Source organism: Amycolatopsis saalfeldensis (genome assembly GCF_900110575.1).
Lineage (GTDB): Bacteria > Actinomycetota > Actinomycetes > Mycobacteriales > Pseudonocardiaceae > Amycolatopsis > Amycolatopsis saalfeldensis.
Genome location: NZ_FOEF01000054.1, coordinates 1 through 10,058 on the forward strand (window position 1 = coordinate 1; position 10,058 = coordinate 10,058).

9 protein-coding genes are annotated in these 10,058 nt (G+C 67.1%); 6 read left to right on the plus strand and 3 right to left on the minus strand.

What is annotated here, in order from left to right; translation table 11 throughout:
- Positions 1 to 426 precede the first annotated feature (426 nt).
- Together BMY97_RS45450 and BMY97_RS46715 are read left to right on the plus strand one after the other, a co-directional pair.
- Positions 427 to 1,239, plus strand: a complete 813-nt coding sequence (locus tag BMY97_RS45450; RefSeq protein WP_143086533.1) for a helix-turn-helix domain-containing protein — start codon at positions 427 to 429, stop codon at positions 1,237 to 1,239.
- A 337-nt stretch (positions 1,240 to 1,576) separates the two neighbouring features.
- Positions 1,577 to 1,759 (plus strand): hypothetical protein, encoded by a 183-nt coding sequence (locus tag BMY97_RS46715; RefSeq protein WP_143086534.1) that lies wholly within the window; start codon positions 1,577 to 1,579, stop codon positions 1,757 to 1,759.
- Positions 1,760 to 1,851: 92 nt separating this feature from the next.
- On the opposite strand, the gene BMY97_RS45455 is transcribed toward BMY97_RS46715, so the two are convergent.
- Genes BMY97_RS45455 through BMY97_RS45465 form a run of 3 tightly spaced genes read right to left on the minus strand, consistent with a single transcriptional unit; the run spans position 1,852 to position 5,486 of the window.
- Positions 1,852 to 2,322, minus strand: a complete 471-nt coding sequence (locus BMY97_RS45455) for a pyridoxamine 5'-phosphate oxidase family protein (protein WP_091629867.1) — start codon at positions 2,320 to 2,322, stop codon at positions 1,852 to 1,854.
- A complete protein-coding gene (locus BMY97_RS45460; protein ID WP_091629874.1) occupies positions 2,319 to 3,830 on the minus strand; it encodes an aminobutyraldehyde dehydrogenase in 1,512 nt (503 codons plus the stop codon). The genes BMY97_RS45455 and BMY97_RS45460 overlap by 4 nt, the downstream gene beginning before the upstream one ends.
- 54 nt (positions 3,831 to 3,884) lie before the next feature.
- The gene (locus BMY97_RS45465) at positions 3,885 to 5,486 is read right to left on the minus strand and encodes an APC family permease (RefSeq protein WP_091629869.1); all 1,602 of its coding nucleotides are present in this window, start codon (positions 5,484 to 5,486) and stop codon (positions 3,885 to 3,887) included.
- 363 nt (positions 5,487 to 5,849) lie between these two features.
- On the opposite strand from BMY97_RS45465, the gene BMY97_RS45470 reads away from it, so the two are divergent.
- The 4 genes from BMY97_RS45470 to BMY97_RS45485 all read left to right on the plus strand — a co-directional run.
- Complete coding sequence (locus tag BMY97_RS45470; RefSeq protein ID WP_245787833.1) at positions 5,850 to 6,713, plus strand: mycofactocin-coupled SDR family oxidoreductase; 864 nt, start codon at positions 5,850 to 5,852, stop codon at positions 6,711 to 6,713.
- Positions 6,714 to 6,753: 40 nt separating this feature from the next.
- Positions 6,754 to 8,202: an aminobutyraldehyde dehydrogenase gene (locus tag BMY97_RS48995; protein WP_091629871.1), complete on the plus strand. Its 1,449-nt coding sequence runs from the start codon at positions 6,754 to 6,756 to the stop codon at positions 8,200 to 8,202.
- A 17-nt stretch (positions 8,203 to 8,219) separates the two neighbouring features.
- Complete coding sequence (locus BMY97_RS45480; RefSeq protein WP_245787834.1) at positions 8,220 to 9,839, plus strand: AMP-binding protein; 1,620 nt, start codon at positions 8,220 to 8,222, stop codon at positions 9,837 to 9,839.
- Between the two features lie 34 nt (positions 9,840 to 9,873).
- Positions 9,874 to 10,058 (plus strand): hypothetical protein (locus BMY97_RS45485; RefSeq protein WP_143086536.1); only part of this gene is annotated, 185 nt, incomplete at its 3' end.

Below are 10,058 nucleotides of genomic sequence, written 5' to 3' on the forward strand. Positions count from 1 at the left end.
GTGGTGGGTGAGGAGGTTGAGGTGACGGTGGAGGAGTCGCGGTCGGATGGTGCGGAGGCCACGGTGTGGCGTTTCCGCGAGATCGGCTGACCGGTTCCGAGCGGGCCACTGACGGCCGCCGACGCTCCATCACGGTGCGTCGGCGGCCGTCGCTCCGTGCTGCCAGGGCGCCGCTGGTGACCCCCGCACGGGTGATTCGCAAGGTCTCCTCCGGCGGATTGTCGTGTAAAATCGCAGGTCACGAAGAGCGTGGCACGGGAATCCCTGCTGTGAGGTGACTTGGTGAAGAGCTCGGTTTCGCTGGAGACCTCGGTCGGATCCGCTGATGCCGCCGAGGGGATCGACGCGTGGCAGCAGGTCTGCTCGGAGTCGTTCCTCGGTGACACTGTGTGGCCTGCGGCAGCGGCGCGGTCGTTCTGCGGGACCATGCACCGCCGCTGGATCGACGACCTCTTGATCGTCGACTTCGAATCGTCGGGTTTCGGCGCGCGATTCCACCTCGATTCGGCTGCAAACGACTACGTCGGATTCGGCATATCCCCGAAGACCTATGGCGAGTGCGTCACGTTGCGAAACGATCGCGTGGTCGATTCGTGGCGCACCGAATATTTTTGGGATAATGCGGCGATCCGGGAGTACGTGCAGCTCGGCCCGGGCCGGACCTGCCTGGTCTTCATCCCGCGATCGACGATCTCCGCCAACAGCAGGAGGCTACGGCTGAATCCGGACCTTCGTGACAACAGCTCGGCACTCCTGCCGGCCGCCCGGATGCTGAAGGCCATGGTCGCGTCGTTGCGGGATCACCACGGGCTGATCGAGCCGCGGGACGCGGTCGGCATCCGCAACGCGATGGTCGAGCTGGTGGGCCGGCTGGCCGTGCGAGCCGAGCCCCCGATGTCCAACGCGGCCGTGAGCTCGGCGATGCGCCAGAGTGTCGAGACCTGGATCGACAGGCAGCTGGCCAGCGGTCCGGTGACGACCGCCGCCGCCGCCGGCGCGCACGGCATCTCCGAGCGGTCGTTGCACCGGCTGTTCGAAGGAACCGGGACGACGTTCGCTTCTCTGGTGCGCTCGGCCCGGGTGGCCCGGGCGCGCGCCGATGTGATCGGCGGCGGAGACTCCTTCCAGGCCATCGCCATGCGGTGGGGATTCTCCGATGCGAGCCATTTCAGCCGGGAGTTCCGGCGGTTCCACGGCAAGTCGCCGCGCGAAGCGCGAGCAGAAGCGCTGGACAGGTAGTCCGGATACCTCGCCGGGCCGGCGGACGGCAAAGGTGGCCGCCACGATCTCCCGGACCCATCAGAGCAGCGTCGGTGGTGATGGCAGATGCGGTCGAGTTCGAGGGTGAAAGGGACAGAACCAGGGCGAACGGCCCTCATTTCAGCGCCGGGTGTCGCCGCGGTGTGGCGCGGCCGGTTCTCCAGGCTGGACGGTCACCTCGACCGGCTCTTCCGCCAGGGTGAGCGTCTGCGCACGACGCCACCGGAGACGTGGCAAAAGATCCGCGACATCATGATCGAGACCGTTCGGCCGTCCGCGCTGCAGGACGCCTACGTTCAGATCCGCAGGTCTGGTCGTGCGCCCCGAACAGCAGGAGACAGGCGGAACCGACGTCGTCGTTGCCCGCGACACCCGCCGCGTCCCGCCCGGCGATCTCTGCCGTGCCGACGAGATCTTCCTGACCGGCACGGCCGGTGGCATCATGCCGGCCGCCGGCCGTGCCGGAGCCCCGTCGGCGGCGGCACCATCGCGCCGGTGACCACCAGGATCCGGGACCGGTACCGGAACTGCATTCCGATCCGGCGTTCCCTTCGCTGTCGGCTACCACCAAGCCGCCGCCACGGCGAGCCTTCAGCCTCGGTTCCCCAGCTTGCGGAAGTCCCAGCTGACGATCTTGCGCGGTGTCACGCACACCCAGGCGTGGGTTCCAGCGTGCAGTTCGGCGACATCGCCGTCCAGGTACTTCGCCGCGTACTCCTGTTCCATCGGGTCAAGCCGCGTGTCGGGAGTGCCGATCCTGGGCGATTCGCCGACCACGGCCGCGTCACCGATGATCTCGGCACCTCGCAGTTCCGTGAAGCCGTGCCCGGCGTCGACGACAACCGCGATCCGCGGGTCGTCGCGAAGGTCCGAATGACGCTTGCTCCGGACCAACGAGCTGAGCCACAGAGCGGAGCCGTCCCAGAGGAACCACAGGGGAGTGGCGCGAGGACCGTCGCCGCTCATCGTGGCGACGCGGCACGTCCGCTCCGCGCGCAGGAACTCCGCCAGCTCCCGGTCGTCCATGGCCAGGGTGCGCGCGCGGCGTTGCTGGTCGGTCATCGGGATACTCCTTCGGCCGGCGGCTCCGGCTGACCGGAGAGCGCGATCATGACGTGCTTGGTGCGGGTGTGATCGTCGAGCGCATACGTGGACATGTCACGCCCGTAACCCGAGCTGCCGAAACCCACCCAGGGCATCTCCGAAGCCGTGGCCAGGTGGGTGTTGGTCCACACGGTGCCGAAGTGCAGCTCGTCGGTCACGCGCAACGCACGGGAGATGTCGTTCGTCCAGACCGAAGCGGACAACCCGTAGTCGGGCGCGTTCGCCTTCGCCGCGGCTTCTCGCTCGCCGGCGAACGTCTCGACCGACACCACGGGACCGAAGATCTCCTGCTGTGCCACCTCGCTGTCGCTGTCGACGTGGCTCAGAACGGTAGGCCGGTAGAAGTAGCCGGCCCGGTCGACCGCACCTCCTCCGGTGGCCCGCACCGCGCCGGCCGAGATGGCGTTGTCGACCATCCGGGTCACGCGCCGGCGTTGCGTTTCGCTGATCAGCGGTCCGAGCTCGACCTGCCCACCTTCTCGCGGATCGCCGACCACCAGTGAGTCCGCGGCCGCGACGAGCCGTTCGGTGAGCTCGCCGGCAACGGACACGTCGCACAGCACCCTGGTGGCGGCCCCGCAGTCCTGCCCGCTGTTCCAGAAGCCGGCCGCGCGGATGCCGGCGGCAGCCGCGTCGAGATCGGCGTCCGCGAAGACGACGACGGGCGCCTTGCCGCCCAGTTCGAGATGCAGGCGCTTGGTAGTCTGCCCTGCGGCGCTGGCAACCGCGCGGCCTCCGCGCACGCTGCCGGTGAAGCTGACCATGTCCACTCCGGACATCGTGGACAACGACGCTCCGACGTCCGGCCCGTCGCCGAGGACGACGTTGAAGACGCCCGGTGGCAGGATGCCCGAGGTCAGCCCGGCGAGCAGGAGCGCGGTCAGCGGTGTCAGCTCGGATGGTTTGAGCACGAGGGTGTTGCCTGCCGCGAGTGCCGGTGCGGTTTTCCACGCGGCGATCATCAGCGGGTAGTTCCACGGCGCGATCGCGCCGACCACGCCCACCGGCTCGCGCCGGATCACGGAGAAGTGACCGCGGAGGTATTCGCCGGCAGCGGGAGCCTGCGCTGTCCGGGCGGCACCCGCCATGAAGCGGAAGATGTCGCTGGACGACGGGACCTCGACTTGCGAGACCGTCAGCGGTTTCCCGGTGTTCAGCGACTCAGCCTCGGCCAGCAGTGCCGCGTTTTCGTCGATGGCGTCGGCGATGGCCAGCAGGGCCTCGGCTCTTTCGCCCGGAGTGGTGCGGCGCCAGCCGCGGCCGGCCTCGACCGCGGCTCGAACTGCCTGGTCCACTTCCGCCTCGCCGCCGTCGGCCACCTCGCACAGCACGTCGCCGGTCGCGGGATTCAGTACTACTCGCCGGGAGCCGGGGCCGGTGAACCGGCCGCCGATGAAATGCCCGGCCGGCAGGGAATCGATCGCCGCGGCGCCGTTGCCGAGAAGGTCGTTTTCCGTGGTTGACATCTGCACCTCGCTGTCGATGTTCGTTCGGTCCGTCCAGCCGGTCCGCCCGGCTCGTTACTCCTTGCCCGGTGTCGCCGATGGGGGCACGGAATCAGGAGTTCCCAGCGCGCCGGCCAGCGGCTTCGATCGGTCGGCGACGTGTTCGGCGACAACGCCGGTGCGATGGCGCTGATAGAAGTAGTAGAGCGCGAGTCCTGCCGCGACCACCAGGCTGCTGAAGAGGAAACCGCTCCATTGCAGATACCAGTGATAGGGAGGTGCCGGGTTGAAGATTTCCTGCCGGGGCCAGATCAGGTTGATGAAGCCGGCGATGAGGTAAACGAACGACGCGATGGTGATGGGCGTTCCCCACCGGCCCAGATGAAAATAGCCTGACTTGGCGTGCTCCGGCGCGGGCCAGCGGCCCCGCAGCCGTGCGAACAGCATCGGGCCGACCACTCCGAGGTACGCGAGGTACATCAACGCGACGGTCATCGACCCGATGACGCCGGCGATCTGCGGCTGACGAACGTTGAGGACCAGGATGGCGATCGCGATCACTCCGATCAGGATGGTCAGGGTGATGGGCGTTCCGGTTTTCTCGGAGACGCGGGACAGCCGCGCCCCGAAGGGGAGGTTGTTGTCGCGGGCCATCCCGAACGTGACCCGGATGGCGAACGATTGAACCGCGAGCGCGGCGGAGATCAGGGCCATCAGGATGACGATCAGTGCGATCTTGCCCCACGTTTCCCCGAAGACGTCGATGATCATCGCGGGCAGCCCTCCGCTCGCGTACCGGCTGGAAGCCGGGTTGGGGACGGCCATCAGCGCGACGGTCGTCAGCACGAAGAAGGTCACCGCCGCGGCGCCGACGGCATAGAGCATTGACCGGGGTGCCGCTTTGCGTGGATTGACTGTTTCCTCGGCCATGTCCGAAGCGGCGTCCATGCCGGTGAGAGAGTAGGCGGAAGCGATCGCGGCCGCGAGAAACGCCCCGGCGTAACCCCAATGGTGGGAGGTGCCCGTATCGGCGGTTTCGAAGAGCACGGCGGGGGATCGTTTGGCTTTGAACAGGAACGCGATCACGAAGACGATCGAGGCGATGATCTCGATCCTGATACCGATCTTGTTGATGCGCGATACCGTCCGGGTTCCCACGCAATTGAACAGGCAGGAGATCCCGATGAAGACGGCGCCGAGGATGACGGTGTTCGCGGCGAAGTCGTACTGTCCCTTGCCGTCGCCGACCAGCTGGAAGCCCTGCCAGAGCTGAGGCATGATCAAACCGAAGGCCGGCGCCATCGAGGCGAACGCGACAATCACGGCGATCACCACCAGCCACCCGGTGAGCCAGGGCGCGATCTTCGATCTCGCCAGCGCTTTCGACCAGTTGTACACCGAGCCGGCCACCGGATAATGCGCGGCCAATTCGCAGAACAGGAAGGTCACGAGGAGCATGCCGCCGACGACCATCGGCCAGCTCCAGATGAACGCCGGTCCGCCGAGCGCCAGGCCGAGGCCCAGGACGATGGCCAGGTTCGAGATCTCGGAGAAGTAACTGAACGCGAACGCGAACGAGTCGAAGGTCCCGAGGGTGCGGCGCAGGCGTTGCTTGTATCCGAGTGACTCGAGATGAGCCTGGTCCTCATCGGTGTGCGATAGCTCGCTGGAAGCCATCGGACCTCCTTGATCGATACGGTCGGCGGGGCGGTGCGGTTGCTGTGAATGGAGCTCCGCATCTCGTTGTCGGCCGGCAACGCGCCGGCGGATCTCGATTTCCGGTGAGCGCCGCCAGAGGATCGGCGGGCGCACCTTGTCGTATTCGTGGTGGCAATCATGTGGCCATGGCGGTCACGGTAGTTGGACGGGTACGCCATGATGTGGGACTTCGATGCCACGGCGGCGCTGCGGCGGCCGGTTGGCGTCTCGGTCCCGAAGTTTGGCGGTGCGAGTCAATCGCGGCACCCGGGAACGCCACATGCTGGACCACCGAAGGCGCAAAGACCCCACGGCCCGGGCGGGCCGGTCAGGAGGACGAAAGTGGGACGAGTCGAGGGCAAGGTCGCGTTCATCACCGGCGCGGCGCGTGGACAAGGGCGGTCGCACGCGGTCCGGCTGGCGGAGGAGGGTGCGGACATCATCGGTGTCGACATCTGCCGTCAGATCGAGACGGTGCCGTACCCGCTGGCTGAGCCGGAGGACCTCGCGGAGACAGTCCGCTTGGTCGAGCAAACAGGACGGCGGATGTTCGCCCGGCAGGTGGACATCCGGGATCTGGCTGCGCTGGAGTCCGTTGTCGCCGACGGGGTGCGGGAACTCGGCCGGCTGGACATCGTGGTGGCGAACGCCTGCACCCTCAACGGGTTCATCGAGTCGTGGAAGATCACCGAACAGCAGTGGAACGAGCAGGTCGAAGTCGGGTTGTCCGGTACCTGGAAGACCACGAAAGCCGCCATCCCGCACCTGATCGAACAGGGCGAGGGCGGCTCGATCATTCTGATCAGCTCGACGTGCGGTGTGGCCGCGGAGGTCAACATCGCCCATTACGTGGCTGCCAAGCACGGCGTCACCGGGCTCATGAGGGCGCTTTCGGCGGAGCTCGCCCAGTACATGATCCGGGTCAACTCGATCCATCCGACCAACGTGCGCACCACGATGTGCGATAACGAGCATCTGGTGAACCTGTTCGCAGGCGGTCGCCCGGGCGCCAAGTTCGACGACCCGGATGTGACCCGGGCGTTCATGGACATGGAGTCGATGCCGGTCCCGTATCTGGAGCCGATCGACACGAGCAACGCGGTGCTGCACCTGGCCTCCGATGAGGCCCGCTACGTCACCGGCACGACCCACGTGGTGGACCTCGGCGCGCTGTCGGTTTTCAAGGTGCCGCACCCGCAGCCCTGACCGCGATCGCCGGCCACCGACCTCACCCGGAGGACACACCATGAGCGAACCGGAATACCAGAACTTCATCAACGGCTCCTTCGTTCCCGCGGAGAGCGGGCGTTGCTCGACGTTGATCGATCCGGTCACCGAAACCGCCTACGCGCGCGCTGCGCTCTCGTCGGCGAACGACGTCGACGCGGCGTTCGGCGCCGCTGCGGCAGCGTTCGCCTCGTCGTGGCGGAACACACCGCCGGCCGAGCGGCAGCTCGCTCTGAACCGGATCGCCGACGAGGTCGAACGGCGGCTCGAGGAGTTCGCCGCAGCTGAAGTACGCAATTGCGGCAAACCACTGGAGCTGACGCGTACGCTCGAAATTCCCCAGTCTCTGGATGCCTTGCGGTTTTTCGCGGGGGCTTCGCGGGCTCTCGAGGGCAAAGCGGCCGCGGAGTACCTGGCGGATCACACGTCGTGGACGCGACGTGAACCACTGGGTGTGGTCGGGCAGATCGTGCCGTGGAACTACCCGCTGCTCATGGCGTGCTGGAAGATCGGCCCGGCGCTCGCGGCGGGCGACACCGTGGTGCTGAAGCCGGCCGAAACCACGCCGGCGTCGGCGACGTTGCTCGCGGAGGTCGCCGCCGAGTTCCTGCCGCCCGGGGTGCTGAATGTGGTTCTCGGTGATCGCGAGACCGGCCGTGCGATCGTGTCGCATCCGACTCCACGCCTGATCTCGTTGACCGGCTCGACCCGGGCCGGTGTCGAGGTCGCGACCGCCGGTGCGCGGGATCTCAAGCGGATGCACCTGGAACTCGGCGGGAAGGCACCCGCGGTCGTGTTCGCGGATGCGGACCTGGCCGCGGCCGCTGCGGGGATCGCCGAGGCTGCGTTTTTCAACGCCGGGCAGGACTGCACCGCGGCGACCCGGGTGCTGGTGGAGCAGTCCGTTGCCGCGGAGTTCACCGCCGAACTGGTGGCCCGCGCCGGCGAGCTCACGCCGGGTGAGCCGGACGACGGGAGCGCATTCCTCGGGCCGCTCAACAACGCCGACCAGCTTGCCCGGGTGGAGGGTTTCTTGAAGGATCTTCCCGGTCACGCGAAGGTGCTGGCCGGGGGTCACCGCCTGGACCGGCCCGGCTACTTCGTCGCGCCGACGGTGGTCGCCGAGGTCACTTCCGAGGACCGGATCGTGTGCGACGAGGTGTTCGGTCCGGTCGTCACCGTGCAGGTGGTGGCCGACGAGGCGGAGGCGGTGGAACGCGCCAATGACACCGTGTACGGACTTGCCTCGAGCATTTGGACGACGAACCACGAGCGGGCTCTGCGGGTCTCGAAGGCGCTGGAGTTCGGCTGTGTGTGGATCAACACGCATGCGCCGGTGACCGGGGAGATGCCGCATGGCGGCTTCCGGCACTCGGGGTACGGAAAGGACCTGTCGGTGTACGCGCTGGAGGAATACACGCGTGTCAAGCACGTGATGAGCAACGTCGCACCCCGGAGCGGGCAATGAGCAGCACCGACGCGACGATGCCGAACGAGACGGCGCCGGGAGGGGAACGCTGGACCGTCGACGCGCGGCTGAGATTCCAGGCGGCCGCCTATCCGGACAAGGTGCTCACGACGGTCGACGACGTCACCTACACCTACCGCGAATTCGACGAGGCGACGGAACGGCGCGCGGCCGGCTTCGCCGCGCTGGACATCTCGGCAGGCACAACGGTGTGCCAAATGCTGCCCAGCGGCATCGACTACCTGGTGAACTGGCTCGCCCTGGCCAAGCTCGGCGCGGTCAACGCGGCGATCAACACCGAGTTCCGGGCCGGCGCGCTGGTGCACATGATCACCGTGACCGAAAGCGACACGCTGGTCCTGCACGCGCAGTACGTGCCGGTCATCGAGCCGGTGATCGGGCGGCTGACCCGCATCCGGCGCATTCTGACGGTCGGCGACCCGGCCGCCTTCGCCGGGCTGACCGGACGGGATCGGGTTCTCGTACCGCTCGAAACGGTGGCATCGGATGCCGGCGTCGCGCCGCGCACCGCGTCGATCGCCGATCCGCTGATGGTGCTCTTCACTTCCGGCACGACCGGGCTGTCGAAAGGGGTGGAGATCAGTCACGGGTTCGCGTTGCACTTCGCGTCGGAGCTGATCTACCACTGGGAGCTCACCGAGGATGACGTGCTCTACTCGGCCTACCCCATGTTCCACGCGGAAGCGACGATCTTGACCTTCCTCGTCGGCGTGCACGCAGGTGCCGCGTCGGTGATCCGGCCGAGGTTCAGCGTGTCGAAGTTCTGGGACGACGTGCGTGCGCACGGCGTGACCTACACAACGCTGATGGGCGCGGTGATGACGTTCCTGTGGAAGCAGCCGGAACGGCCGGACGATCGCGACAACCCGCTGCGGGTCGTGTGTGCGGCGCCGACTCCGGATTTCGCGCCGCAGTTCGAAAGGCGCTTCGGGGTGAAGTGCGTGGAGGCATACGGCGCCACCGAATGCTGCCATCCGATCCACGACGACGTACACGGCGAGCACCGTCCCGGCGCGGTCGGCAGGCCGTGCGTGCATCACGAAGTGCGGATCGGGGACGACCTCGACCGCGAATGCGCGATCGACGAGATCGGGGAGATCCTGGTCCGGCACCATCAGCCGTTCAGCGGTATGACCCGGTATGTCGGGAACCCGGAGGCGACGATCGAGGCGACGCGCAATCTCTGGTACCACACCGGCGACCTGGGGTCCCGCGATGCCGACGGGTACATCCGATTCCTCGGCCGGAAGAAGGACGCGATCAGGCGGAGGGGAGAGAACATCTCGGCGTACGAGATCGAATCCGCGGCCGATGAGCACGAGGCCGTCCTCGAGTCCGCTGTGGTCGGAGTTCCGTCCGAGTACACCGAGGACGAAGTGAAGGCGGTGCTGGTGCTCCGGCCCGGTGCTATCGGCTTCGAGGTTCGGAAGTTCCTGGATTGGCTCTCGGATCGCGTGCCCAGGTACGCAGTTCCCAGGTACGTCGAGGTCGTTTCCGAACTCCCCAAGGGGCCGACCGGGAAAGTGCTCAAGAACGAAATGCGCGCGCAGTGGCGTTCGGCCGAGGTCTATGACGCCGAGGCCGGTTCCCATCTTCCGCCCGAAGAGGCGAATTAACACCCGGATCGACGAGTAGGGTAAGGATTTCGTCATGGAGATTGTGGTTCCGCCGGAGTGGTCTCGCGACGCGAGCCTGTCGAGCCAGGTGTGGTTCGGGATGGATGCGGCGACGCGGGGGATTGTGCATGACAGGTGGGGTTTTGATGCGTTGGTGGAGTTGGAGTTCAAGTTTCTGCGGACGCATCAGGAGGCGCATTTCCTCGACGGGGCGGCCAA